Consider the following 24,925-nt stretch of genomic DNA (forward strand, 5'->3'; position numbering starts at 1 on the left):
AGTGAGCACCGACGACCTTCCCCTCGCCTCGTCCGGCGGCTGCGGCGACGGCTGCGCCTGTGGCGCCGCCTCCGACGGCCTCGACGAGGAGTACCTGGAGTGCGGACTCGACCCCGCGCTCGCGCAGCTCCTGGCCGACGCCGGGCTCGACCCCGTGGAGGTCGAGGACATCGCCAATGTCGCCATCCAGGAGGACCTCGACCACGGCGTGGACGTCACGACCGTCGCGACCATCCCCGAGGACGCCGTCGCCACCGCCGACTTCGTCGCGCGCGAGGCGGGCGTCGTGGCGGGCCTCAGAGTCGCCGAGGCGGTCGTCTCGGTGGTCTGCACGGACGAGTTCGAGGTCGAGCGGCACGTCGAGGACGGCGACCGGGTGGAGGCCGGGCAACGGCTCCTGTCGGTCACCACGCGCACGCGTGACCTGCTCACCGCTGAGCGCAGCGCGCTGAACCTGCTGTGCCGGCTCTCCGGGATCGCGACCGCCACGCGCGCGTGGGCGGACGCGCTGGAGGGCACCAAGGCGCGCGTGCGCGACACCCGGAAGACGACCCCCGGGCTCAGGTCGCTGGAGAAGTTCGCGGTGCGCTGCGGCGGCGGCGTGAACCACCGGATGTCGCTGTCGGACGCGGCACTGGTCAAGGACAACCACGTGGTCGCCGCCGGTGGCGTGGCGCAGGCATTCAAGGCCGTCCGGGAAGCCTTCCCGGACGTGCCGATCGAGGTCGAGGTCGACACCCTGCACCAGCTGCGGGAGGTCGTCGACGCGGGCGCCGACCTGATCCTGCTGGACAACTTCACCCCCGGTGAGTGCGAGGAGGCGGTGGCGCTCGTGCACGGGCGGGCCGCGCTGGAGGCCTCCGGACGGCTGACGCTGGCCAACGCGCGCGCGTACGCCGACACCGGCGTCGACTACCTCGCCGTCGGCGCGCTCACCCACTCCTCGCCGATCCTCGACATCGGCCTCGACCTGCGCGAGGCGGAGTAGTCGCGATGCTCCTCACCATCGACGTAGGCAACACGCACACCGTCCTCGGACTGTTCGACGGCGAGGACATCGTCGAGCACTGGCGGATCTCCACGGACGCGCGCCGCACCGCGGACGAGCTGGCGGTGCTGCTCCAGGGACTGATGGGCATGCATCCGCTCCTCGGGGACGAACTGGGCGACGGCATCGACGGGATCGCGATCTGCGCGACCGTGCCGTCCGTGCTGCACGAGCTGCGCGAGGTGACGCGGCGCTACTACGGCGACGTGCCGGCCGTGCTGGTCGAGCCCGGGGTGAAGACGGGGGTGCCGATCCTCACCGACAACCCCAAGGAGGTCGGGGCCGACCGGATCATCAACGCGGTGGCGGCCGTCGAGCTCTTCGGCGGCCCGGCGATCGTCGTGGACTTCGGAACGGCGACGACGTTCGACGCGGTGTCCGCGCGCGGGGAGTACGTCGGCGGGGTGATCGCGCCCGGTATCGAGATCTCCGTGGAGGCGCTCGGTGTCAAGGGGGCGCAGCTGCGGAAGATCGAGGTGGCCCGGCCGCGGAGCGTGATCGGGAAGAACACGGTCGAGGCGATGCAGTCCGGGATCGTGTACGGGTTCGCCGGCCAGGTCGACGGCGTGGTGAGCCGCATGGCCCGGGAGCTCGCGGACGACCCCGAAGAGGTGACCGTGATCGCCACGGGCGGGCTCGCGCCGATGGTGCTGGGGGAGTCCTCGGTGATCGACGAGCACGAGCCCTGGCTGACGCTGGTGGGGCTGCGGCTGGTGTACGAGCGGAACGTGTCGCGGATGTGAGCCGCGGGCCGGGGCGCGCGGACCGGCATTGGGGTGGCCCGGTCACGCCACACCCGTCCCCTATGACGAGTTTGTCTGATTAGCGCGTACTGTCGCCGCATGCCCACGCCATACGGATCCCGCGGCGGCATGGCGTTCGGTGCGGAGGAGCTGCGTGTGCTCCGTCGCGCTCTCGCCCTCGCCCTTCACCCCGCCCCCGCCTCGGCCGAGGACATCAAGGACTGCCACCGCCTCGCCGAGTCCCTCGACGAGGCGGTGCACGAGGGTGCCCGGCTGCGCGCCTTCCTGGTGGCCGACCTCGGCCGGTACCGCGCCGCGCTGCCCGGCACCGCCGCCGGGTACCTCACCCTGCTGGAGGAGGCGCTGGGCGCCGGGTACCGGCCCGAGCCCGACGATCTCGCCGCGCTCCGGGCGCTGCGCGGCAACCCTGTCGCGGCGGCGCTGCTGAGCCGCTGCCAGGTGCTCGCCGAACGGGACGTACGGGCCCGCCTCGCGGGCACCACGAGCGCCCGGCGCACCCATGCGGCCCCGGTGGTCCCCGCCTCCCGCACCCGCCTCCTGGCGCTGCCCGGAGGCCTCTCCGAGTGCCTTTCCGTCGGCTCCGTCGGGCGTGCCCGGTCCGGGCCGGCGGAGCAGGACGCCAAGGAGCCGCGGCGCGAACCGCGCAGGGAGCCCGCGAAGCCCCCGGTGAAACCCGCGGACAAACCCGCCCCCGGGGCCCCGAAGCCCTCCCGGCCCATTCCCACCCCGGGCGAGGTCTTCCCCCGCCGCAAGCCGACCCCGCCCTCCGCGAACCCGCCCCAGCAGCTGGCCGCGGGCTGAGACGCGCCGACAGTCGGTCCCCCGCGGCAGCAGGCCGCGGGGGGCCGACGCGCGAAATCCCGCACCCCGCCCGAGTTGTCCTCCTGCGCGTGGCTACCCTGGACGCATGGACTATGTCTCCGCGCTCGTGCCCCCGGTCGTCATGGCCGTGTTCTTCATCGGTGTGATCCGGGTGATCGTGAAGACCCAGGGCGGGGCGAACAAGGCCAAGGAGGACGCGGCCGTCGACGCCGCGCTCGCGCGCGCGGAAGCGACCAAGCAGGCCGACTGACCCGCCGCGCCCTCATCGGCGTACGACTCCCCGAGCCACCGTGCTTTCGGCGTCGTACGCCCTTTTTGTTGCTGTTTGACGTTGAAAGGGCCCGTCCGTCACGCCGATAGCCGGATCTCCCACTATTGTGCTGAGCTGTGCCTCGCCCATTGGGAGAACTCGAAGACGCGGTCATGACGCGGGTGTGGAAGTGGAACCGCCCGGTCACCGTTCGAGAAGTCCTGGAAGACCTTCAGCAGGAACGGTCCATCGCCTACACCACGGTGATGACCGTTTTGGACAATCTCCATCAGAAGGGCTGGGTGCGCCGTGAGGCGGAAGGCCGGGCCTATCGATATGAGGCGGTCTCCACACGGGCCGCCTACGCCGCCGCACTGATGAACGACGCCTGGTCCCAGAGTGACAACCCGGCCGCCGCTCTCGTCGCCTTCTTCGGGATGATGAGCGAGGAACAGCGACAGGCACTCGAGGACGCCGTGCGCATGGTCCAGGGGCCGTCCGTGGAGAACCCCGACTCGGCATCGCGGGACGGCGGGCGATAGCGTCCGCTCATGTCCGCGAAGAGCCCCTCCGCCGAGAACCCCGAAGTCACCGCAAAAGCCATCACGGTCCGGCGGGCCCGTACCAGCGATGTCGCCGGCATCCGTCGGCTCCTTGACTCCTACGTCCGCGACCGCATCCTGCTCGACAAAGCGACGGTGACGCTTTACGAGGACATCCAGGAGTTCTGGGTCGCCGAGCGCGACGACAACGCCGAGCTGGTCGGCTTCGGCGCCCTGCATGTCATGTGGGAAGACCTCGCGGAAGTGCGCACTCTTGCCGTGAAGCCCGGACTGAAGGGCGCCGGTGTCGGGCATCAGTTGCTGGAGAAGTTGTTGCAGACGGCCCGCTGGCTCGGCGTTCGTCGCGTTTTCTGTCTCACCTTCGAAGTGGACTTCTTCGGCAAGCACGGCTTCGTCGAGATCGGTGAGACACCGGTTGACACCGATGTCTACACGGAGCTGCTGCGTTCCTATGACGAAGGCGTGGCGGAGTTCCTCGGTCTCGAACGAGTGAAACCGAACACCTTGGGCAACAGCCGGATGCTTCTGCATCTGTGATCGCCAAGGATTCCGGCGCTCGACCCTGCCCAGGTTCCCTATGTCCGAAACGCGCATGTTTCCGGACGGGGAGACCCCTCTCGGTCTCTCCCGAGGGTTTGTGTTTTCTCAGCAAAAGCGGTTTGCTTTCCGACGTACTGCAGTACTGCATATAACAGGGGACGGCGAAACGGCGGACGCCGCAGACCCCCGGCCCTCCAGTATTGGATGAAAGGAAATCCGGTGGCACAGAAGGTTCAGGTCCTTCTTGTCGACGACATCGACGGCGGCGAGGCGGACGAGACCGTCACGTTCGCGTTGGACGGCAAGACGTACGAGATCGATCTCACGACCGCCAATGCGGACAAGCTCCGTGGCCTTCTCGACCCCTACGTGAAGGGCGGTCGTCGTACTGGAGGCCGTGCTTCGGGCGGGCGCGGAAAGGCGCGGGCCGCTTCCGGTGGCAGCCAGGACACCGCTCAGATCCGTGCCTGGGCCAAGGAGAACGGTTACGAGGTCAATGACCGCGGCCGCGTTCCGGCGAGCATTCGCGAGGCTTACGAGAAGGCCAACGCCTGATCGGCAGGTCCACGAAGGCCGAAGCCCACGAGGCTTATGGCCGAGCGCGCCGCAGCCGCAGCCGGTGGCAGCACGTCGCCACCGTGTTCACGACGCGTACGAGATCGGGGGCGCCCCCACCGGCCCCCAGCGCCGACATCGTCGGCAGCGAGGCCTCGACCTCGCACCCAGGCTCGGGGGGCCGCAGCCATACGGCGGCCCCCTGCAGGGTGCCCGGACGGCCCAGGACGACAGGCCGCCGGCTCCCGGCCGCCCGGTCCTCCCCGGCCGAGGTCCGAGGCATGAGCCCGCCCGGTCCCGGGAGCGACGGCAGGGCCGGGGATTCCCCCTCGCCGGTTTCCGGACAGCCGGTCGGCAGCGACGGCACTTTTCCGGGCCCGCCCCTATCGTTTTCCGGACGCCCTGTACGTGCCGCCGGCACCTCTCCGGGCCCGCCGATCCCGGTTTCCGGCCGCCCGGGCGGGACTGAGGGCACCTTTCCGGGCCCGCCCCTGTCGGTTTCCGGACGCCCCGTACGTGCCGCCGGCACCTCTCCGAGTCCGCCCATCCCGGTTTCCGGATGCTCGGGCGAGACCGACGGCACCTTTCCAGGACCGCCCCTGTCGGTTTCCGGACGCCCGGTTCCGACCGACGGCACCTCTCCGAGTCCGCCCGCCCCCGCCCCCGGCTCCGGCAGCTGCGGTGCCCTCATCACGCCGCCCGTTCCGATCGCGCGCAGGTCGAGCGCCAGCGTGCCCCACTCCAGCCAGTCCAGCAGCCCCGGCAGCTCCTCCGCGCTGCCCGCTGCCACCAGGAACCGCATGCGGTCGCCCCGCACCGCCACCGGAGAGGTCCGGGCGAGATGGCGCAGCGCCGCGCGGCCCGCCTCGGCCGGGACGTCCAGTACGTCGAAGCGCAGACCCAGACGCAGTCGTACGGGAGATTCGGGCGCGCTCGCGGGCACCGTGGGCCAGCCCAGTTCGTTCTCGTACCAGCGGCGGACCCGATCCCCGTCGGCGGCCGCGTCGAGCGGTCGACGGGGGAGCGGGACCGCGGTGAGATCCGTGGCGAGAGGAGGGTGGCTGCCGACCATGCCAAGTGCAACCGCAGAAAAGGCGCGAGAGTTACGCTGGGTGTGCAGACATGTGCGAAGCGTGGCTGAAACGGGGGCGCTCGGGGGTGCGGTGCGGCGCAAGGTTGTTCGCCCATAGCGGAGGGACGGGGGGCGTACGGCATGGACTGTCGGTTCGAGCGGGTAAGACATCCCTAGTGGGAGGGGGCGACACGCAGGAAAGGCCGTCTCACGTTCGCCATCGGCGTACTGGCGACTGGGGTAACTGCCTGGCCTGCGGGAACATCGTCTCGCACCATCGGGTTGGAGCAGATGTCGGCGTTCGGGGTCAGGAGGCCATCGACGGTGTCGGCAGTTGGAATGAGCGGTCCCCGCTTGCGGGACTAAGCTGCGGAAGGACAGGGAGGGGAAGTTCCCCCCACTGCCTGACCGCTCTGAGGAGCGATTAACGATGTTCGAGAGGTTCACCGACCGCGCGCGGCGGGTTGTCGTCCTGGCTCAGGAAGAAGCCCGGATGCTCAACCACAACTACATCGGCACCGAGCACATCCTCCTGGGCCTGATCCACGAGGGTGAGGGTGTCGCCGCCAAGGCCCTTGAGAGCCTCGGGATTTCGCTCGAGGCGGTCCGCCAGCAGGTGGAGGAGATCATCGGCCAGGGCCAGCAGGCCCCGTCCGGGCACATCCCCTTCACCCCCCGTGCCAAGAAGGTCCTGGAGCTGTCGCTCCGCGAGGCCCTTCAGCTGGGCCACAACTACATCGGCACGGAGCACATCCTGCTCGGCCTGATCCGCGAGGGCGAGGGCGTCGCCGCCCAGGTCCTCGTCAAGCTGGGCGCCGATCTCAACCGGGTGCGGCAGCAGGTCATCCAGCTGCTCTCCGGCTACCAGGGCAAGGAGACCGCCACCGCCGGCGGGCCTGCCGAGGGCACCCCCTCGACGTCCCTGGTCCTCGACCAGTTCGGCCGGAACCTCACCCAGGCCGCTCGTGAGTCCAAGCTCGACCCGGTCATCGGGCGCGAGAAGGAGATCGAGCGGGTCATGCAGGTGCTGTCCCGCCGTACCAAGAACAACCCGGTCCTGATCGGTGAGCCCGGCGTCGGCAAGACCGCCGTCGTCGAGGGTCTCGCCCAGGCCATCGTCAAGGGCGAGGTGCCCGAGACCCTCAAGGACAAGCACCTCTACACCCTGGACCTCGGCGCGCTGGTCGCCGGCTCCCGCTACCGCGGTGACTTCGAGGAGCGCCTGAAGAAGGTCCTCAAGGAGATCCGCACCCGCGGCGACATCATCCTGTTCATCGACGAGCTGCACACGCTGGTCGGTGCGGGTGCCGCCGAGGGCGCCATCGACGCCGCTTCGATCCTGAAGCCGATGCTGGCCCGCGGTGAGCTGCAGACCATCGGTGCCACCACGCTGGACGAGTACCGCAAGCACCTGGAGAAGGACGCCGCGCTCGAGCGCCGCTTCCAGCCCATCCAGGTCGCCGAGCCCTCGCTCCCGCACACCATCGAGATCCTCAAGGGTCTGCGCGACCGCTACGAGGCCCACCACCGTGTCTCCATCACGGACGAGGCCCTCGTCCAGGCCGCGACCCTGGCCGACCGGTACATCTCGGACCGCTTCCTGCCGGACAAGGCGATCGACCTGATCGACGAGGCCGGTTCCCGGATGCGCATCCGCCGGATGACCGCGCCGCCGGACCTGCGCGAGTTCGACGAGAAGATCGCGGGCGTGCGCCGCGACAAGGAGTCCGCGATCGACTCGCAGGACTTCGAGAAGGCCGCTTCTCTGCGCGACAAGGAGAAGCAGCTCCTGGCCGCCAAGGCCAAGCGCGAGAAGGAGTGGAAGGCCGGCGACATGGACGTCGTCGCCGAGGTCGACGGCGAGCTGATCGCCGAGGTCCTCGCGACCGCCACCGGCATCCCGGTCTTCAAGCTGACCGAGGAGGAGTCCTCGCGTCTGCTGCGCATGGAGGACGAGCTCCACAAGCGGGTCATCGGCCAGGTCGACGCCGTCAAGGCGCTGTCGAAGGCGATCCGTCGTACGCGTGCGGGCCTCAAGGACCCGAAGCGTCCCGGTGGTTCGTTCATCTTCGCCGGCCCGTCCGGTGTCGGTAAGACCGAGCTGTCCAAGGCGCTCGCCGAGTTCCTCTTCGGTGACGAGGACGCGCTGATCTCCCTCGACATGTCGGAGTTCAGCGAGAAGCACACGGTCTCGCGGCTCTTCGGTTCGCCCCCCGGCTACGTGGGCTACGAAGAGGGCGGCCAGCTGACGGAGAAGGTGCGGCGCAAGCCGTTCTCGGTGGTCCTCTTCGACGAGGTCGAGAAGGCCCACCCGGACATCTTCAACTCGCTGCTGCAGATCCTGGAGGACGGTCGCCTGACCGACTCCCAGGGCCGGGTCGTGGACTTCAAGAACACGGTCATCATCATGACGACCAACCTCGGCACCAGGGACATCTCCAAGGGCTTCAACCTGGGCTTCGCGGCCTCGGGCGACAAGAAGACCAACTACGAGCGCATGAAGAACAAGGTCTCGGACGAGCTCAAGCAGCACTTCCGGCCCGAGTTCCTCAACCGCGTCGACGACGTGGTCGTCTTCCCGCAGCTGAGCCAGGAGGACATCCTCAAGATCGTCGACCTGATGGTCGGCAAGGTCGACGAGCGCCTCAAGGACCGGGACATGGGCATCGAGCTCTCCCAGGCCGCCAAGGAACTGCTGTCCAAGAAGGGTTACGACCCCGTCCTGGGCGCGCGGCCACTGCGCCGCACGATCCAGCGCGAGATCGAGGACACGCTCTCGGAGAAGATCCTCTTCGGCGAGCTGCGTCCCGGTCACATCGTGGTCGTGGACACGGAGGGCGAGGGCGAGACCCAGACCTTCACCTTCCGCGGCGAGGAGAAGTCGGCGCTGCCCGACGTCCCGCCGATCGAGCAGGCGGCCGGCGGTGCCGGACCGAACCTGAGCAAGGAGGCGTAAGCCTCACGGCCGCAGGGCCGACGAGAGGGGCCGGTGCTCTGAGAGCACCGGCCCCTCTCGCATGCCGTCGGTCCTGTGCCACTCCCTCTCGTACGCGGCTGCCTCGTATCCCGTCCGTCGCTACACCCTGCCCGGCTCCACGACCTGTCCGTTCACCTCGATCACCAGGTCGGTGCGACGGCTCAGCGCGGTCAGGTCCAGGGGCGCGTCGTCCGCGTTCTCCAGGGTGAGCCGGGTGAGGGAGGGGAAGACCCGGGCGAGGTCCCTGGCCGAGCCGCCCCGGGTGACGTTCCGCAGGGTCAGGGAGCGGATCGCCGGGAGGGGTTCGAGTTCGCGGGGCCTGCGCGGCAGCACCCCGTCCTCCTTGTCGAGGACCGGCGGCACGACCTGGCGCGGCAGCCGCAGCGAGGCGATCGAGAAGTCGAGGCTGCTGAGCGAGGGGGCACGGGAGGCCGCGAGCAGGAGGGAGTGCGCGTGGCAGTCTCCGGACACGACGAGTTCGCGCAGCTCGGGCCACTGGGACAGGTCGTTGATCATCATCTTGGCCGGGCTGCTCAGCTGCAGCCGCCGCACGGTCGGGTGGCCCGGGGGCAGCGGGATGCTGCTGTCGAGCAGCGTCCCCCTGAGCGACAGGTCGGTCAGCCGGTCGAGGGTCCGAAGGACGGCCAGGTCGGCCTTCTCCGTCTCGTGGAGCTCCAGATGGAGCGAGGTGAGGGGCAGGCCTTCGAGGGCCGGCCATCGTCTGACCCGGGGGCACCGGGCGAGCGACAGGGCCGTCAGCCCGGACAGTCCGCGGACGAAGGCGAGGCTGTCGAGCAGGGGGTTTCCGAGCACGGTCAGCTTGCGGATGCCCCGGTCCGGCAGCAGCTTCGCCAGCTCGGGTCCGCTGGCGGTCATGCCGACGACCACGAGGCCGATGGGTCCGCAGTGCCTCAGCGCCGCGGCCATGGCCGGGTTGAACACGCCGACCACCTCGTGCTCCAGCGGCATGTGGGCGAGGACCTCACGGGCGTACTCCTCCGTCGGAAAACGGGACCAGGCGTTGAGGAGGACTTCGCTGACCTGGTGGGAGGGATGCCCGGCGAAGCGCCGCAGCAGTGGCAGGGATGCCGGGTCGCCGATGTCCCGGATCACCTGGACGACCGCCCTGGCCTGCTGGTCCTCGAGCCCTTCCGGGTCCGGGACCAGGGGAAGGACGTAGGACCCCAGAGACGTCAGTTTGGCGGCCGCCGTGTCGTCGGGCGGGGGGATCAGTGCGCGGACGCGGTGCGCGATCCGCTCCCGTACCTCCTCCTCCAGCACCACCGCGCCGAGGGCGCACCGGGCGGCCAGGACATGGATGTCGCCGCGGGTGCGGGGGTCCTCGGCCCGGTCGCCCTTCTCGATCAGTCCCTCGATGAGCCGGCGCACCTCGCCCCGGTGGCAGTGGCCCACGGCCAGCAGGATGATGTCCTGCCACTCCTCGTCGGCCGCGTGGCTCAGCAGTTCGCCCAGGCCGTCGCTCTCCTGGAGTTCCTTCGCCGCCAGGTAGTCCTGAAAGGTGCGGTGGATGAACTGGATGGTGGTGTCGTTGCGTTCCTGGAGGAGTCCGCTCCGGTTGAGCAGATGGGTCAGTACGTCCTCGGCGGTGCCCTGGCGGCTCACCTGGGGCATGCCCCGCATGGCGAGCTCGATCTGGTGCCGGGCCTGTTCGTGGTTGAACTCGGCGTATCCGCCGCGGGCCAGCCAGGCCGCGATCCGCTGAAGCAGCTGCTGGTGCTCCTCCACACCGAGAGCGATGCCCTCCGGGGCCGCGACCCGGCGCAGCGTGTCCCGGCTGCCCAGCAGCATGGTCAGCGCCGCGTTGTACAGCGACCAGCGGGTCTCGGGAAGGAAGCCGCGGCGGCGCCGGTGCAGTGCGCAGACCACGGCGGCCAGCAGCGGCGTGCGGGACAGATGGAGCAGGGTGGGGTTGCGGCCCAACTCCTGTTCCAGGGCCCGCTCCAGCGCATGGAGGTTCTCGTCCTCGGCGGCGGCCCGGTGGGGGTCGCGGAAGCCCGCGCACTCCAGCCGGGCCGCCGCGTGCCAGGCCTTCGAGAACGCCAGGACGTCCTCGTCCCGCATGGGCAGCAGCCGTAACTCCTCGAAGTCCTCGGAGCCGAGCCAGTCGGCGGCCACCGCCAGCGGCCTGACGGTGACCAGGCAGCGGTTGTGCGGATACATCGACAGGAGGTCGGCGAGGCGGCGCCGGGCCTGCTCCCGGTCCGCGGGCGGGACCTCGTCCATGCCGTCGACCAGCAGCAGGGCCCGCCCGGCCTCCAGGACACGGCGGGCCCAGCCCTCGGGTATCTCGTCGATCTGCAGCTCGGCGACGGTCGCCAGCTCGTGCGGTCTGGGAAAGGCCATCCCCCGGGACAGCAGGCTGCGCATGGGGATGACGAAGGGCACCAGGTCGTTCAGCTCGGCGAGTTCGTGGTCGAGGGCGCCGCAGGCGGCGTGCGAGGCGAGCCACCACACCAGCGTGGTCTTGCCCGCGCCGGCCTCACCGCGCAGCACCGTGCGCGGCAGGTCGGCGAGCAGGTCGTTGATGCGGCGCGGGGCGACGGCGGCCTCGGACACCGGTGCGTCCTCCCGGGGCTCGGAGACCGACAGGGCCTCCAGGCTCAGATAGGCGGTGTCGAGGTCCCAGTTGGTCTCGGTGGTGCCCAGCTCGTCGATGCCGAAGATCTCGATCTTGCGGTAACGGGTCTTCAGGGCGCGGGCGTAGTGCCGCTCGAAGCGTTCGTCCTGGAGGTGATGATCCGGTACGACGGTCTCGAGCACCGGGGGCACATGACCCGGCTCGGCGCCCATCACATGGTGGGGGAAGCCCGGCGCCTCCAGAATGCGCTGGACGGGGACCGCCTCGACCCGCCGGTGGTCACGGCCCTCGGGCACCTGGGTGACCACGCCGATCAGTACGGAGCCGGCGAACACCGGGGCGCCGGACAGCCCCGCGAACGGCGACCGGCCCGGCTTCGGGGCGGCGACCGGGGCCCGGTCGAACTCGCACACCAGCATCGACCGCAGCCGCCCCGCCATCGGCAGGACCGTGCCGGTGAGCTGGTCGTACTCCAACTGCTCGTCGGGGCCGTAGCGTTGGACGGCGGGGAAGCCGACGACCTGGCAGCCGGGCAGCGGATCGGGCGTCCCGACGGCCCCCCACCGCAGCCTGGCCAGGGCCCAGCGCTCGGGATCGACCAGTTCCTCGCCGGTGAGCAGGAGAGCCACGTCGCTCTCCTCGTCCGCCCACACCGTCCGGCTGGGCAGGGGCTGTTCGCTCTCGGGGTGGACCGTGCGGATCCACTCCTTGTCACGCAGCACGTGGGCGCTGGTCAGGACCAGCCGGGGCGACAGCATGACTCCGCTGCCCTGCGAGCCCGCCAGCACCACCACGGACCGCTCGACGGCCGAGCGCAGCATCACCGCGGGGTGGGGGTGCCCCGGCCGAACGCCGCGACGCTGCCCTCGGTGTCGTTGCCGACCTTCACGGGCGCGCCGGTGCGGGCGTCCTGGGCGCGCAGGGTGAAGGAGACCTTGTGGGTACGGCTGTCGGTCCGGGTGCCGTCCGCGCCCGCGTCCACCACCCAGGCCTTGACCCTCGCGCCGGCCTTGATCTCCTTGCGGATCTCGACCGTGAACTCCATCTGGATGTCGCCGAGTTCGAAGACGACGTCCTGTCCAGCCGAACGCCGGGCCGCGGTCAGCAGTTCGTCGCGGATGGTCTGTACGGCGTCCGCGAGTTCGATGCGTGACTCGTCCGCAGCGCTCATGGGTCCTCCCTGTGCCGGAACGCGTGATGGGGCCGGTACCCGAAGGTACCGGCCCCACGAGGTGCGCGTACGCGGTCCGCCGCGAGTGGGTCAGGACAACTGGCCGTTGTAGTCCGGGAGTTTGAAGGTCTTCTCGGCGTGACCGCCTGACAGGTCGGTGGTGCTGTTGCCGATGTTCGCGATGATCGTGTAGCCCTTGTTCTCGATGTCGACGCGCTTGGCCGTCTTGTAGGCGGCGACGTCCTTGAACAGGTCGATGAAGTTGCGGACGTAGAGGCCGTTCACCTGGTAGCCGACGTGCTTGAGGTTGTAGTCGGTCACCGAGGCGATGATGTCGGGGCGGGCGGTCACGAAGAACAGGGAGACGCCGTGCTCCTGGGCGTACTTCGCGACGGCCAGGACGGGCTTGTTGGCCGGTGAGGGGTAGCTGAAGCCGAAGTCCGTCTCCAGGGTGGTGTTGTCGATGTCGAAGACGATGGCCTGCTTCTCCGCGGGTCCGGCGGCGGCGATCCGCGCCTTCAGATAGGGGAGGGCCTGGTCCATCACGGCCTGGCAGTCGGTCTGCCAGGTGGCGTAGTCGACGTCCTCGGCGGCGGCCGTCGCGGTCGTGGAGCTGCTCGTGGTGGTGGTCGCGGCCTCGGCGGGTGCGGCGAGGGCGACCAGTGCGGCTGCGGAAACGATGCTTACGGCTGTGCGGCGCGCCCAGGGGCGTCGGCTTCTCATGTTCGTGGGGGTCCTCTCACGTCCGTATGCCGTTGTCTGGTGCATGTTCGGGGGCGAGGGTGGCGCGAGGGGAACCGTAGGGTTACTGATTGGTAGGAGGCCAGAGGCGTGCGTCACATGGCGCGGGTTTTACCTGGGGGCTGCCGGTGACTTGCCGCACAGGCGATTTGTCCATTACTAGGCGGAATAGTGGAGAGAGTCAGGGCGAAAAGCGGACTTCTCGCTCGACCGATCGGACTCCATTACCGCACCCATTACTACGGTCCGTCGTAGATAGGCCGTTTTGGGGTCTTTGGCCTTCGGGGTTACCAAGGGATGCCCCATCCGGACGCCGTCGTGCGCCGGGTGGTTTCCTGTCCCCGGCTTCATGAGGTTCCGAATGTTCCAGCGCGTCTCCCCCCGCTCTTCCCGTACGTCCCTTGTCCGCACCCGGGTTGCCGTCATGGCCGCGTCCGTGGGCGCCTCGGCCGTGCTGGGATCCGGAGTCGCCTCGGCCGCGTCGTCCTCGCCCTCGTGGGTCGACCCGGTGAAGAAGTACACGCTCAGCGCGAGCTACGCGCAGGCCGGCGGCATGTGGCAGTCCACCCACAGCGGGCAGGACTTCGCGGTGCCGAGCGGGACGAAGGTCGTCGCCGCGCACGGCGGGACCGTCGTGAAGGCGGGTCCCGGCGGTGCCGGTGACGGTTCCGCCTACGGCAACGCCATCGTGATCAAGCACGGCAAGGGGAGGTACTCGCAGTACGCGCACCTCTCCCGGATCAACGTCAAGGTCGGCCAGATAGTCAAGACCGGCCAGCGCATCGCCCTGTCCGGCAACACCGGCAACTCCAGCGGCCCGCACCTCCACTTCGAGATCCGCACCACCCCGAACTACGGCTCCGCCATCGACCCGGTCGCCTTCCTGCGGTCCAAGGGCGTCCGCGTCTGAGGCGGTTGTGCGAGGTGCGCGTGTCTTGCGGGTGCCGCTGGGTGAGGGGTGCGCAGGCCGGTGGTCCGCGTCAGTCCCGGGGGCCGTGCTGGTCCCAGAGGGCTGGGCGACCGACGGCGTTGGTCATTGGGACTGCTCTGGGGCGTACGGCGATCGCGGGCTGTTCGCGTGGTTCGCGAGCCGGCAGGGCATGCCGGGGGCCGGGCGTCGTGGTCCGGCGTGAGCGGGCTGTCGGGTGAGTCGTTCGCGCGGCGCGTGTGCCGGAGTGGGCCGTTGGGCTGGGTGGGCCGGTAGGGCACGCCGGGCTTTCGCGGGACGGGGTGTCGTGTCGTCGCGCTCGGGCGGGTTGTTGCCCGAACTGGCCGGGTCCTCGCGGAGGTTGCCGGGTTTCGTACGCGGGTGTGAGCCGCTGGTGTCGGCGCCCGAGCCGAACCCTGTGCGCCGGGCCCCCGAGCCGATCCGCATGCGCCGGCCCCCGGGGCGCCCTCGCTCGCTACCTCTGCCCCTACTCCTCCCCACCGCCCCGATGGGCCTGGGTGACCAGATCCGTCGCCACCTCCAGGACCGCCTTGCGCTTGGATTCAGGGTCGCCGGTGATGTCCTGGAGGAAGAACATCCCGGCGTGCAGGGTGAAGATCGCGCTGACGCAGCGGACCTGGTCGGTCAGGTCCGCCTCGGGGTCGACGATGATCTCGCGCAGCCCCTGCATCCGCTCCTTGAAGGTCTCGCCGACGCGCAGTTCACGGACCGCCGCCTGGTTCTCCTGCATGAAGCGGAAGAGAGGCGACGCACCGGCCAGCGTCTCGCTGTACCGCCGTACGATCTCCTGCTTCGTCTCCAGTGTGTGCGGCTGCTTCCGGCCCCACTCGATCAGGTCCAGGATCGGCTGCGTCCGATCGTCGAAGATGCTGACGAGGATCTCTTCCTTGGTCTTGAAGTGGTAGTAGAGCGCCGCCTTGGTGACATCCAGGTGCTCGGCGATCTCCCGCAGGGACGTCTTCTCGTACCCCTGCTGCGCGAAGAGTTCGAGGGCCACGTCCTGGATGCGCTGGCGTGTGTTGCCGCGGCGCTGCTGCTTGGTGACGTCCATGGTGCCGCCCATCCTCGTGCTCCTCGGCTTTCCATAAAACTTACTTGACGCCCGGCTAGTTACGGGTCTACCTTCCCCAGTGTAATCAACTAGCCGGGCGGCAAGTAAGTACCCCGGCGAGGGCAGTACCGCAGGACTTCAGGGGAGTGGGAACGATGGCGGACACGCAGACGGTCGAGACGGAGCCGGACAAGAAACAGCGCAGTGTGCGGGTCGTCCTGCTCGCGCTGATGATCACCATGATGCTCGCGATGCTCGACAACATGATCGTGGGCACCGCGATGCCGACGATCGTCGGCGAGCTCGGCGGCCTCGAGCACCTCTCGTGGGTGGTCACCGCCTACACCCTGGCCACTGCGGCCTCCACCCCGCTCTGGGGCAAGCTCGGCGACATGTACGGCCGCAAGGGCGTCTTCATGAGCTCGATCGTGCTCTTCCTGATCGGCTCCGCGCTCAGCGGCATGGCCCAGGACATGGGGCAGCTCATCGGCTTCCGGGCCGTGCAGGGCCTCGGCGCGGGCGGTCTGATGGTCGGTGTCATGGCGATCATCGGCGACCTGATCCCGCCCCGCGAGCGCGGCAAGTACCAGGGCATGATGGCCGGCGTCATGGCGCTGGCGATGATCGGCGGCCCGCTGGTCGGCGGCACCATCACCGACAACTGGGGCTGGCGCTGGTCCTTCTACATCAACCTGCCCCTCGGCGTCGTGTCGCTCGGCCTGATCAGCGCGGTGCTGCACCTGCCGAAGAAGCGCGCACAGGCCCGCATCGACTACCTGGGCGCTGCCCTGCTGACCATCGGCATCACCTCCATCGTGCTGGTGACCACCTGGGGCGGCACGGAGTACGCCTGGACCTCCGCGCGGATCATGGAGCTGATCGGCATCGGTGTCGCCGCGCTCGTCGGGTTCGTGTTCTGGCAGACCAAGGCGGCCGAGCCGGTCGTACCGCTGCACATCTTCCGCAGCCGCAACTTCACCCTGATGTCGATCATCGGCTTCATCACCGGCTTCGTGATGTTCGGCGCCACCCTCTTCCTGCCGCTGTACCAGCAGTCGGTGCAGGGGGCGTCCGCGACCAACTCCGGGCTGCTGCTCCTGCCGATGCTCGGCGCGATGCTGGTGACCTCGATGGTCGCGGGCCGGATCACCACCAACAGCGGGCGGTACTACGTCTTCCCGGTGCTCGGCAGCATCCTGATGGTGATCGGGCTGTACCTGCTGTCGACGATGGACACCGGCACCTCCCGCTTCACCTCCGGTGTCTTCATGGCCGTCGTCGGTCTCGGCATGGGCTGCCTGATGCAGATCACCATGCTGGTCGCGCAGAACAGCGTGGAGATGAAGGACATGGGCGTCGCGTCCTCGTCCACCACCCTGTTCCGTACCCTCGGCTCCTCCTTCGGTGTGGCCATCATGGGCGCGCTGTTCAACCACCGGGTCCAGGACACCATGGCCGAGCGGGGCGGGGCGCTGGGTTCCAAGGTGACCGAGCAGTCCGCGCAGCTGGACGCGAAGAGCCTGGAGAAGCTGCCGGACGCGGTGCGCGAGGCGTACCAGTACGCGGTGTCGGCCGGCACGCACTCGGCGTTCCTGCTCGGCGCGATCGTGGCCGTGGTCTCGCTGGTGGCGGCGGTGTTCGTCAAGGAGGTGCCGCTGAAGGGAGCGGGCCCCCAGAAGTCGGCGGACGACGCGGCGCCGGCTCCGCTGGTCGAGGTCTGAGCCGACCCGCCCGAACCGAAGGCCCCCGGCTGGTGTCCGCCCCGGGGGCCTTCCTCGTGCGCGCTCGCGGGGTCGATGTCAGTGCCGCGTGCCACCATCGGCTCCATGGACAAGGTGCGGCGGATCCGGCTCGCCAAGGACGCCATGGACCGCGACTGGGCGGATCCGGACCTGGACCTGGACGCCGTGGCCGCGCATGCCGGGTATTCGCGGTACCACTTCCTGCGGGCCTTCAAGGAGGCGTACGGCGAGACACCCGGGCAGTACCTCACGCACCGGCGGATCGAGCGGGCCGAGGAGATGCTGCGGGGCGCCGACCTGAGCGTCACCGAGATCTGCCATCTGGTCGGTTTCAGCAGCCTCGGCACCTTCTGCGCCCGCTTCAAGACGCGGACCGGACTCACCCCGAGCGAGTACCGCGCCCGGCACGTGGGCCGCGGCGCCGCCCTGATCCCCGGCTGCTACGCCATGCTCTGGGCCGGCGGCTTCCCCACCGGGAGAGCCGGGCGGAGAACCGCAACTTTGGAGAAGCGTCCCGATCCCGCCCCTGCCTACGGTGACGGAGAGGAACCCCCAGAGGACAGGAGAGCGCAGCCATGATCCAGGGCCTGGGCATCACCACGGTATGGACCTTCGACCAGCAGCGCACCAAGGCCTTCTTCACCGAGAAGCTGGACTTCGAGGTGCGCAGCGAGGTCTCGATGGGCGAGATGACATGGGTCACCGTCGGCGCCAAGGAGCAGGAGGGCGTCGAGCTGGCCCTGATGAGCCTCGACGGACCGGGCCTGGACCCGGAGTCCGCCGAGGCGCTGAAGAAACTCGTCGGCAAGGGTGTGATGGGCGCGGGAGCGTTCAGGACCGACGACTGCCGAGGTGACTACGAGACGTTCCGGGCACGCGGGGTGGAGTTCATCCAGGAACCGCAGGAGCGGCCGTACGGCATCGAGGCGATCTTCCGCGACGACAACGGCAACTGGTACTCCCTGACCCAGCGCAACGAGGAGCTGGACTTCTCGAAGGACTGGGCGTGAGGGAGGGCGTCGGGGGGTCCGCCCCGTGACGGCGGCCACCGCCTGACAGCGGCCACCGTCCCCGCCCGCCCGATGATCACGGCAACAGCGGATAGCTCCCCGTGGCCGTGGGCGCGTGTTCCGGCAGCCACAGCACTGCCACCGCGCCCTCCGCCGGGACCCCCTCCGGTGCCCCCGCCGGTCGTACGTTGCGGAAGGTCAGCCGGGCGCCCAGCACTCTGGCCTGACCGGCGGCGATGGTGAGGCCCAGCCCGTGTCCGTGGCCCGCGCGGTCCGCGCTGCCCGTGCGGAAGCGGCTCGGGCCGTCGGCGAGGAGGTCCTCGGGGAAGCCGGGGCCGTGGTCGCGCACGCGGATGACCCGGCCCTCGACGGTGACCTCGACGGGCGGCTTGCCGTGCCGGGCGGCGTTGGCGAGGAGGTTGAACAGCACGCGCTCCAGGCGGCGCGGATCGGTCATGACCTCCGACTCGTGCACCACGCGGACCTCGATCTCCGGGTCCTTCGCCGCCACCCGCCGGGCGACGAACTCACCGAGCAGGATGTCCTGCAGTTCGGCCCGCTCGGAGGCGCCGTCGAGCCGGGCCACCTCCAGGACGTCCTCGACGAGGGTGCGCATGGCCTTCGCCCGGTCCAGGACTAGTTCGGTGGGCCGGCCGGGCGGCAGCAGCTCCGCCGCCGTCAGCAGCCCGGTCACCGGTGTCCGCAGCTCGTGCGCGATGTCGGCGGTGACCCGCCGCTCCGCCTCCAGCCGCTGCTGGAGCGCGTCCGCCATGGCGTCCACGGCGGACGCGAGATCGTCGGTCTCGTCCCGTACGACCCCGCCGATCGCGTCCCGCACCCGGACGTCCGTCTCGCCCTTGGCCATCTGGTTCGCCGCCGTCGCCGCCTTCCGCAGCCGCCGTGACAGCTGCCCGCCGATGAGCACGCCGAGCGCGCTGCCGCCGAGGACCACCGCGATGGAGCCGATCACCAGGGCCTGGTCGAGGTCGTTGAGGATGTCGGTGCTGCGGTCGGTGAACCCGGTGTGCAGCGACAGCACGTGCCCGCCCTTGACCGGGACCGCCGCCCAGATGTCCGGCCCGCGGTCGGGCCGGTCGGAGACGTACGTCGCCCGGCGGCCCTCCTCGACCTTCTCGCGCAGCGGCGGCGGCAGATGACGGTCGTCGACGGCGATGCTCGGGAAGTTCGGCTTGCCCGTCAGCTCGTAGTTGCGCTGGGCGATCTGGATCCGCTCGTCCGCGAGATCGCGCGCGTTGTCCAGCATCGACACCCGCGCCGCGTTGTGCACGACCAGGCTGAGCGCGATCGCCACGAGCGCGCCGACCAGCGCGATCGCCGCACTGAGCTTCCATCTCAGGCCCGTCCGCACCACCACACGCTCCGTCACCGGGCCCCGAAGGATCCCCCGCATGCTCCAGGTCCCCCTGCTCAGGCCTTCAACTTGTAGCCGAAGCCGCGGACCGTCTCGATCCGGTCCTGGCCGATCTTCGTCCGCAGCCGCTGCACATGGACGTCCACGACGCGGGTGTCTCCGCCCCAGCCGTAGTCCCACACCCGTTCGAGCAGCTTGTCACGGGACAGGACGGTGCCGGGCGCGGAGGAGAACTCCAGGAGCAGCCGCATCTCGGTCGGGGTGAGCGCCACCGGCTGCCCGGCCTTGCGCACCTCCATGCCCTCGGTGTCGATCTCCAGCTCGCCGAAGGTCAGCACGCCCCCGGCGGCCGCGTCCGCGCTCTCCTCGCCCCGGTCGGCCCCGCCCGCGTGCCCGAAGCGGCGCAGCACCGCACGGATCCGGGCGACCAGGACGGCCCCGTCGAAGGGCTTGGTCACGTAGTCGTCGGCGCCGGCCTCCAGACCGAGAACCACGTCGATCGAGTCGGCGCGCGCCGACAGCATGATCACCGGCACGGTCGACTCGTCGCGGATACGGCGGCACAGACTGACCCCGTCCAGGCCCGGGACCATGACGTCCAGCAGGGCGATGTCGGGACGGTCTGCCCGGAACGCATCCAGGCCCGACAGACCGTCGGGCATGGCGGTGACCGCGAAGCCGTCCCGCTCCAGGGCGAGTTGGGTGGCCTCGCGGATGACGTCGTCGTCCTCGACGAACAGCACATGGGTCTGGTCTGCCATCCGGGTGCTCTCACTCTTCGGTGTCGTTGCGGTCACTGGGGGATCGTTCCGGGCGGCCCGATCGGTTCACGCCGTACGCCGGCGGACCGTGCCGTACGTCAGCTGTCGGGCACCGGCGTCGGATCCGTGCCGCCGACGTCGCTGTAGTCGCTGTGCGTCCGGTACACCGCGGCGAACCTTCCCGAGACCCAGCGATAGGTGATCACGTTCTCGCCGGACGGGTCCGACACCGCGTCGCCCTTCTCGTACACCTGCTTGGTCACCACCAGATCGCCGCGGTCGATCTCGGCGTAGACCGGAGGTTCCTCGGTCTGGAAGACATTCTGGTACGAACCGTCTTCCTCCCGATACACGTACGAGCCGACGCCCACCAGATCCGCACAGGTCACGACGTTGACGACGACGTCGTCGGCCGAGCCGCCGGTCAGGTCGCCGTAGAACAGGTCGACCGGGTACTGGTCGGTGCCGCAGGGCTCCAGATCGCGCTTGACCGCCTCGGAGACCTTCGGGTCCGACTTGAGGAGAGCGACCGCGCCCTTGCGGTCCAGACGTGGGGAGGCCAGGGCGGACCGCACGACGGACGGCAGGGGCGAGGGTGAGGCACCGTCCTCCGCGACCGCGTGCGCCGGACCCTCGTCGCGGGTGCCGGTGCCGCCGGTGGCGCAGGCGGAGACAAAAAGGGCGAGGGCGGCCAGCACGACCACCGCCGTGCTTGCCGCCTGGAAGATCCCCCGGACCGGAGCGAGGTCCGGCCGGGTGGGCCCGGGTTCGGTCAGGCCGCCGCGCAACGCTCCCGCTCCTCACGCTCCAGCGCGCGTGCGTCCAGGTCGCGGGCCTCCAGCTCCTCGCGGAGCCGGGCGAGCGCCCGGTGCAGCGTGCTCTTGACCGTACCGGCCGACATGCCGAGGGCGGCGGCCGTCTCCTCCGTTGACATCTGCTCCCAGTGTCGCAGCACCACGACACTGCGCTGCTTGGGGGCGAGCACCTTCATGACGTCCATCAGCAGGGCGCGGTCCGCGTGCTGCTCGGTGGAGTCGTCGACCGAGGCGTCCGGGAGCTGCTCGGTCGGCACTTCCTCCAGCTTCCGCGCCCGCCACCACTCCGTACGGGTGTTGATCATCACCCGGCGCAGGTAGGCGTCCGCGAGCCGCTTGTCCTCGATGGTCTCCCAGCGGCCGTACGTCCGTACGAGCGCCGTCTGGAGCAGGTCCTGCGCGTCGACCGGGTCCGGGACCAGACGGCGTGCGCTGCGCAGCAGCGCGTCCTGCCGGGTGCGGACGTACTCCTCGAACTCGAGCACCTCGCCCTGCGCCATGTCGACCGCCTCCTGATCCCCGTTCCGGCAGTCCCTGCCGGTTCTCATCGCTTGCGCCGTCACCTGGTGTGCGGCATGGCAATGAAGCTACGGAGCGGTTGTCACGGAGCTGTGCGAAGCAGCGCGCGGCTGGCAATCGGCTGTCCGTCGGTTGTGTAACGGAAACCGAAAAGGGGTAAACCGGCGCGGTCATTCGTGCCGGTTCGGGGTGATTCGCCGGTTGTTCTCGTGTCGGCTACGTCAACGGCAGCCGATACAAACCACCCGGCAGGGGCTCCACGAGCCCGTCCGCGACCAGACCGTCCAGCGCCCGCGCCCGCTGCACCGGCTCGTGCCACACCCGGTCCAGGACCGTCTGCGATACGGGCGCGTGGGCATCGCGCAGCACGGCGAGCAGTTTGCCGCGGACCTGACGGTCGGTACCGGCGTACGTCTGCCCGCGCCGCGGCGGTCCGTCGTGCTCGGGCTTGCCCGCGAGCCGCCAGGCGCACTGGGCGGCGATCGGGCAGCGCTGACAGGTCTCGTTCTTGGCCGTGCACACCAGCGCGCCGAGCTCCATCGAGGCGGCGGCCCAGCGTGCGGCGACGCTCTCGTCCTCCGGCAGCAGCGCGCGTGCCAGCTTGCGCTCGGCGGCCGTCGTGGCGTTCGGCGGGTACTGCACACCGGTCACCGCCCGCGCGAACACCCGCCGCACATTGGTGTCCAGCACCGCGTGCCGCTGCCCGTACGCGAAGGAGGCGACGGCCGCGGCCGTGTACTCGCCGATCCCGGGCAGCGCGAGCAGCTGCGCGTGGTCCGTCGGCACGTCACCGCCGTGCCGCTCCGTTATGGCGACCGCGGCGCCGTGCAGCCGCAGCGCCCGGCGCGGGTAGCCGAGCCGGCCCCAGGCGCGCACGGCCTCACCGGGCGCCTCCGCGGCCAGATCGGCGGGCCGTGGCCAGCGCGCGAGCCACTGCTCGTACACCGGCAGCACCCGGCTCACCGGTGTCTGCTGGAGCATGAACTCACTGACCATCACCCCCCATGGCCCGGCCTCGGGCCGCCGCCACGGCAGATCGCGGGCGTGCTCGTCGAACCAGTCGATGACGGGGGAGTGCAGGCCCGCTCCGAGGGGAGCATCGGTGCCGCCGTCGGCGGGGCTGCTGTGCGGGGGCTTAATGGGCGCAGTCATGGCCCTTCGATCCTGCCATGCCGAAGGAGGCGGACGGGCGTTCTGCGGGACGGGTCGGTCCGGAACAGGTACGGCCTGCAGCCATGGCCATGGGTGCAAGGCTGCGATCGCGAACGCCTCTTCCGTCCCCGTGCCCCTTTCGGGTCGTCACCCGCACGGGGAGACCTTCACGGTCACGGACCGTGCACAGTGCGCGAGTTCGGTCACCCTGCGTTGTGGGCACGTGTCATGGCTGGCGAAAGGTGGTGCGGGGACTGCCGTTTCCGGAATGATGATCCGGAAAAGTTGTGGCTCCGGGCGGCGGGTGAGGGCGGCGAACTCGCCGATCTCTCGTACAGTTTGCGCCGTGGGATCTCTGCGCAATCCGGTCGGGCCGCTTCCCTCCTCCATCTACTGGCGACGGAGGGCCGTCATGCTGTCCGTCCTCGCCGTGCTGGCGCTGCTGATCGCGTGGATCGTCAGCTCCGGCGGCGGAGGCGACAAGAACGGCGCGGACGGGTCCAACGGCAAGAATCCCTCCCCCTCGACGATCACCCCCGGGCCCTCCGGCTCCGGGCCGGCCATCAGCCAAGCCCCGGGCGGCCGCGACGAGTCGACCACCGGCGGGGACACCGGCGGCGGATCGGGCTCGGGCTCCGGCTCAGGTTCCGGCGCCGGGGACACCTCGGGCGGCGGCGGTGAGACCGGTACGGGCGGCTCCGCCGGGGCCGGCGGGTCCGGCAGCGCGGCCGGCGGCGGTACGGGCACCGGAGTCGGCCAGGGCGACACCCTCCCGGCCGGTTCCGCACTGCCCAACTGCACCGCGGGCGCGGTGAAGTTGAGCGTGCGGAGTGTGCGCAACGCCTACGACCCGGGCCAGACGCCCACGTTGCTGCTGACCGCGACGAACTCCTCCGGCACCGACTGCAAGGTCGATCTCGGGCCCAGGAACGCGGTGTTGACGATCACGCAGGCCGATTCGGACGACACGTACTGGTCGTCCGCCGACTGCCCCAGGACCGCGGGGAACCTGGTCTACCGGGCTCCGGCCGGGAGCAGCATCACCTACACCGTGAAGTGGGACCGCAAGCCGAGTGCTCCGCAGTGTGCGACGCCGCCCGCGGGGTCGGCCGGTGCCGGGACCTACCTGGTGGAGGTCAAGGCGCCCGGGTACGCGACTGTGCAGGCTTCGTTCGTGCTGGAGAACGACTGAGGGTGCCGCGGACGGTTTTCGCCGCCCGCTGCTTCGTGAGGGCTGATCGCGCCCCCGCGGCGCAGCCCCGGATGAATACCGTCCCGCGCCCCTGAAAAGCTCCTACACGTACCGCTCCAGGATGGAGCTCTCCGCCAGCCTCGACAGGCCCTCCCTGACGCTCCGCGCCCTGGCCTCGCCCACCCCGTCGACCGTCTGCAGGTCGTCGACGCTTGCAGCCAGCAGCTTCTGGAGGCCGCCGAAGTGCTCCACCAGGCGGTCGATGATCGCGCCGGGCAGGCGGGGGACCTTGGCCAGGAGACGGAAACCGCGGGGGGAGACGCCCGAGTCGATCGCCTCGGGGGAGCCGGTGTAGCCCAGGGCGCGGGCCACCGTGGGGAGTTCGAGGAGCTCGGCGTGGGTCAGGGCGTCCAGTTCGTACAGCGCCTGGTCGACCGTGCGGGAGCGCTTCGCGGTGGGTTCGGGGACGTAGTCCCGGACCACCAGTTCGCGCTCCGGCTCCACGCCCGCGATCAACTCGTCCAGCTGGAGGGCGAGGAGGCGGCCGTCCGTGCCGAGTTCGACCACGTACTCGGCGATCTCCGTGGCGATACGGCGCACCATCTCCAGGCGCTGGGCCACGGCCGAGACGTCCCGGACCGTCACCAGGTCCTCGATCTCCAGCGCGGAGAGCGTGCCCGCGACCTCGTCCAGGCGCAGCTTGTAGCGCTCCAGGGTCGCCAGGGCCTGGTTCGCGCGGGACAGGATCGCCGCCGAGTCCTCCAGGACGCGGCGCTGGCCGTCGACGTACAGGGCGATGAGGCGCATCGACTGGGAGACGGAGACGACCGGGAAGCCGACCTGCTTGCTCACCCGGTCCGCGGTGCGGTGCCGGGTGCCCGTCTCCTCCGTCGGGATCGTCGCGTCGGGCACGAACTGCACGCCGGCCCGCAGGATCTTCGACAGGTCGGACGAGAGCACGATGCCGCCGTCCAGCTTGCACAGCTCACGCAGACGCGTGGCCGCGAACTCGACGTCCAGGACGAAACCGCCCGTGCACATCGTCTCCACCGTCTTGTCGAAGCCCAGCACGATGAGTCCGCCGGTGTTGCCGCGCAGCACCCGCTCGAGGCCGTCGCGCAGGGCGGTACCGGGGGCCACGGCGCTCAGGGAGGCGCGCATCAGGCCATCGGAACCGGCACTCCCACCGGACTTTCCGGGAGCTGCTGCCCGGTCGTTGGCTGCCACTGCTCTCCTCCGGTCGCGGGGTCTTGGACGCTC

General features: G+C 70.2%; 23 protein-coding genes and 2 pseudogenes. 13 read left to right on the top strand and 12 right to left on the bottom strand.

The genetic code is table 11. The annotated features are described in order from the left end of the window. Window position 1: 1 nt before the first annotated feature. The 7 genes from nadC (at window position 2) to IOD14_RS02780 (ending at window position 4,542) form a co-directional block, all read left to right on the top strand. Window positions 2–988, top strand: a complete 987-nt coding sequence (gene nadC, locus IOD14_RS02750; protein ID WP_123990863.1) for a carboxylating nicotinate-nucleotide diphosphorylase — start codon at window positions 2–4, stop codon at window positions 986–988. A gap of 5 nt (window positions 989–993) precedes the next feature. Further along, a complete protein-coding gene (locus IOD14_RS02755; RefSeq protein WP_123990864.1) occupies window positions 994–1,791 on the top strand; it encodes a type III pantothenate kinase in 798 nt (265 codons plus the stop codon). 129 nt (window positions 1,792–1,920) lie between these two features. Next, window positions 1,921–2,613 carry a hypothetical protein gene (locus tag IOD14_RS02760; RefSeq protein ID WP_123992802.1) on the top strand — a complete coding sequence of 231 codons (693 nt, stop codon included), beginning with the start codon at window positions 1,921–1,923 and terminating at the stop codon, window positions 2,611–2,613. Window positions 2,614–2,719: 106 nt separating this feature from the next. After that, window positions 2,720–2,884, top strand: a complete 165-nt coding sequence (locus tag IOD14_RS02765; RefSeq protein WP_037717523.1) for a hypothetical protein — start codon at window positions 2,720–2,722, stop codon at window positions 2,882–2,884. Window positions 2,885–3,033: 149 nt separating this feature from the next. After that, window positions 3,034–3,426 (top strand): BlaI/MecI/CopY family transcriptional regulator, encoded by a 393-nt coding sequence (locus tag IOD14_RS02770; RefSeq protein ID WP_123990865.1) that lies wholly within the window; start codon window positions 3,034–3,036, stop codon window positions 3,424–3,426. 9 nt (window positions 3,427–3,435) lie between these two features. Then, window positions 3,436–3,984, top strand: coding sequence for an amino-acid N-acetyltransferase (locus IOD14_RS02775; protein ID WP_123990866.1), 549 nt, complete (start codon window positions 3,436–3,438; stop codon window positions 3,982–3,984). Between the two features lie 222 nt (window positions 3,985–4,206). Further along, window positions 4,207–4,542 carry an Lsr2 family protein gene (locus IOD14_RS02780; protein WP_037717519.1) on the top strand — a complete coding sequence of 112 codons (336 nt, stop codon included), beginning with the start codon at window positions 4,207–4,209 and terminating at the stop codon, window positions 4,540–4,542. Between the two features lie 34 nt (window positions 4,543–4,576). Here IOD14_RS02780 and IOD14_RS44145 read toward each other — a convergent pair. Both IOD14_RS44145 and IOD14_RS44150 read right to left on the bottom strand, forming a co-directional pair. Then, a pseudogene (locus IOD14_RS44145) lies at window positions 4,577–4,756 on the bottom strand (hypothetical protein); the annotation flags it as partial. A 456-nt stretch (window positions 4,757–5,212) separates the two neighbouring features. After that, window positions 5,213–5,614 (bottom strand): annotated as a pseudogene (locus tag IOD14_RS44150) (SCO3374 family protein); the annotation flags it as partial. 430 nt (window positions 5,615–6,044) lie between these two features. On the opposite strand from IOD14_RS44150, the gene IOD14_RS02790 reads away from it, so the two are divergent. Further along, window positions 6,045–8,570, top strand: a complete 2,526-nt coding sequence (locus tag IOD14_RS02790; protein WP_123990868.1) for an ATP-dependent Clp protease ATP-binding subunit — start codon at window positions 6,045–6,047, stop codon at window positions 8,568–8,570. Window positions 8,571–8,690: 120 nt separating this feature from the next. Here the strand turns inward: IOD14_RS02790 and IOD14_RS02795 are convergent, their stop codons facing one another. The 3 genes from IOD14_RS02795 to IOD14_RS02805 form a co-directional block, all read right to left on the bottom strand. Further along, window positions 8,691–12,011, bottom strand: a complete 3,321-nt coding sequence (locus IOD14_RS02795; RefSeq protein WP_212669574.1) for a serine protease — start codon at window positions 12,009–12,011, stop codon at window positions 8,691–8,693. Further along, window positions 12,011–12,361, bottom strand: a complete 351-nt coding sequence (locus IOD14_RS02800; protein WP_123990870.1) for a trypco2 family protein — start codon at window positions 12,359–12,361, stop codon at window positions 12,011–12,013. Before IOD14_RS02800 ends, IOD14_RS02795 begins: the two co-directional genes overlap by 1 nt. Window positions 12,362–12,451: 90 nt before the next feature. Next, window positions 12,452–13,084 carry an HAD family acid phosphatase gene (locus IOD14_RS02805; RefSeq protein WP_123990871.1) on the bottom strand — a complete coding sequence of 211 codons (633 nt, stop codon included), beginning with the start codon at window positions 13,082–13,084 and terminating at the stop codon, window positions 12,452–12,454. A gap of 379 nt (window positions 13,085–13,463) precedes the next feature. Between IOD14_RS02805 and IOD14_RS02810 the strand changes: the two genes are divergently transcribed. After that, window positions 13,464–14,012 carry a M23 family metallopeptidase gene (locus tag IOD14_RS02810; RefSeq protein WP_123990872.1) on the top strand — a complete coding sequence of 183 codons (549 nt, stop codon included), beginning with the start codon at window positions 13,464–13,466 and terminating at the stop codon, window positions 14,010–14,012. Between the two features lie 505 nt (window positions 14,013–14,517). Here the strand turns inward: IOD14_RS02810 and IOD14_RS02815 are convergent. Further along, window positions 14,518–15,114, bottom strand: coding sequence for a TetR/AcrR family transcriptional regulator (locus IOD14_RS02815; RefSeq protein WP_123990873.1), 597 nt, complete (start codon window positions 15,112–15,114; stop codon window positions 14,518–14,520). A gap of 143 nt (window positions 15,115–15,257) precedes the next feature. Between IOD14_RS02815 and IOD14_RS02820 the strand changes: the two genes are divergently transcribed. The 3 genes from IOD14_RS02820 (at window position 15,258) to IOD14_RS02830 (ending at window position 17,854) form a co-directional block, all read left to right on the top strand. Beyond that, a complete protein-coding gene (locus IOD14_RS02820; RefSeq protein ID WP_123990874.1) occupies window positions 15,258–16,823 on the top strand; it encodes an MDR family MFS transporter in 1,566 nt (521 codons plus the stop codon). 105 nt (window positions 16,824–16,928) lie between these two features. Then, window positions 16,929–17,423 carry a helix-turn-helix transcriptional regulator gene (locus tag IOD14_RS02825; RefSeq protein WP_123990875.1) on the top strand — a complete coding sequence of 165 codons (495 nt, stop codon included), beginning with the start codon at window positions 16,929–16,931 and terminating at the stop codon, window positions 17,421–17,423. Continuing rightward, window positions 17,420–17,854 carry a VOC family protein gene (locus IOD14_RS02830; RefSeq protein ID WP_123990876.1) on the top strand — a complete coding sequence of 145 codons (435 nt, stop codon included), beginning with the start codon at window positions 17,420–17,422 and terminating at the stop codon, window positions 17,852–17,854. The genes IOD14_RS02825 and IOD14_RS02830 overlap by 4 nt, the downstream gene beginning before the upstream one ends. A gap of 76 nt (window positions 17,855–17,930) precedes the next feature. On the opposite strand, the gene cseC is transcribed toward IOD14_RS02830, so the two are convergent. From cseC to IOD14_RS02855, 5 genes are all read right to left on the bottom strand, one after another. Continuing rightward, window positions 17,931–19,265 carry a two-component system sensor histidine kinase CseC gene (gene cseC, locus IOD14_RS02835; RefSeq protein WP_123990877.1) on the bottom strand — a complete coding sequence of 445 codons (1,335 nt, stop codon included), beginning with the start codon at window positions 19,263–19,265 and terminating at the stop codon, window positions 17,931–17,933. 17 nt (window positions 19,266–19,282) lie between these two features. Continuing rightward, the gene (cseB, locus tag IOD14_RS02840) at window positions 19,283–19,987 is read right to left on the bottom strand and encodes a two-component system response regulator CseB (RefSeq protein WP_212669575.1); all 705 of its coding nucleotides are present in this window, start codon (window positions 19,985–19,987) and stop codon (window positions 19,283–19,285) included. Window positions 19,988–20,085: 98 nt separating this feature from the next. After that, window positions 20,086–20,775, bottom strand: coding sequence for a hypothetical protein (locus IOD14_RS02845; protein WP_123990879.1), 690 nt, complete (start codon window positions 20,773–20,775; stop codon window positions 20,086–20,088). Next, window positions 20,760–21,302, bottom strand: coding sequence for a SigE family RNA polymerase sigma factor (locus IOD14_RS02850; protein WP_020122536.1), 543 nt, complete (start codon window positions 21,300–21,302; stop codon window positions 20,760–20,762). Before IOD14_RS02850 ends, IOD14_RS02845 begins: the two co-directional genes overlap by 16 nt. Before the next feature lie 235 nt (window positions 21,303–21,537). Further along, entirely contained in the window at window positions 21,538–22,473 is a 936-nt protein-coding gene (locus tag IOD14_RS02855; RefSeq protein WP_212669576.1) for an A/G-specific adenine glycosylase, read from the bottom strand. Window positions 22,474–22,819: 346 nt separating this feature from the next. Here IOD14_RS02855 and IOD14_RS02860 point away from each other — a divergent pair, with 346 nt between their 5' ends. After that, complete coding sequence (locus IOD14_RS02860) at window positions 22,820–23,665, top strand: hypothetical protein (RefSeq protein ID WP_123990881.1); 846 nt, start codon at window positions 22,820–22,822, stop codon at window positions 23,663–23,665. Between the two features lie 102 nt (window positions 23,666–23,767). Here the strand turns inward: IOD14_RS02860 and disA are convergent, their stop codons facing one another. Next, window positions 23,768–24,892, bottom strand: coding sequence for a DNA integrity scanning diadenylate cyclase DisA (disA, locus tag IOD14_RS02865; RefSeq protein ID WP_123990882.1), 1,125 nt, complete (start codon window positions 24,890–24,892; stop codon window positions 23,768–23,770). Between the last annotated feature and the right edge of the window lie 33 nt (window positions 24,893–24,925).

Origin of the sequence: Streptomyces sp. A2-16, assembly GCF_018128905.1 — a bacterium.
In the GTDB taxonomy this organism is placed as follows: domain Bacteria; phylum Actinomycetota; class Actinomycetes; order Streptomycetales; family Streptomycetaceae; genus Streptomyces.